Here is a 610-nt window from a genome sequence, read left to right on the forward strand (position 1 = left end):
TTCCGTAACGGATTATACCGGCAGCACTATAGGCAATACGATAATCTTCCCAATCTAAAGCGCGGGATAATTGAGCAGCATAGTTAAGGTCGGCTCCATAACCGATAGAAGGTGCTTTACTACGAACCCAACAGCCAGCGGTGACAGAATCACCAATAAAAGCAACGAGTGGGCCAGCTGGTTTAATAGCCGCTAGGGTGCCTGAAGCAATCGTGATATCTTTAATGGTAAGTCCGTCATTACCTAACCAAATCTCATCTTGGTCAGTATTGCCTGTAAAATAAATCCGAACAATATGAGACTGATTTGAACTTAATTTAAAGTCATTTTTAGACTGGGTGAGTGGGGTTAAATGTAATTCATCATCGATATAAATGCTTAGAGTTTGAGGAGCAGAAAGAGGCTTAATTACCGCTTCTAAAGTGAAATAATCAGCATTTTGAACTTCAAACAAAATTTGAGCGCCTAGATTAGTGGTATACATTGCTGGCTTGCTTTCAACGGTCTGAGTTGTCCAACGCCCCATAAAATAGACGTTAGGAATGCACCCATTAGCCGAGGTAGGGATGATTTGATTCATAGTAAGCCTCCGATTTAAGTTAACCAGGAT

1 protein-coding gene is annotated in these 610 nt (G+C 41.1%); it reads right to left on the minus strand.

Annotation, left to right across the window (positions count from 1 at the left end):
* Positions 1-580 (minus strand): SGNH/GDSL hydrolase family protein (locus C1I98_RS46565; RefSeq protein WP_199537587.1); only part of this gene is annotated, 580 nt, incomplete at its 3' end.
* Positions 581-610: the final 30 nt, after the last annotated feature.

The organism is Spongiactinospora gelatinilytica, from assembly GCF_003236385.1.
Classification (GTDB): Bacteria; Actinomycetota; Actinomycetes; order Streptosporangiales; family Streptosporangiaceae; genus Spongiactinospora; species Spongiactinospora gelatinilytica.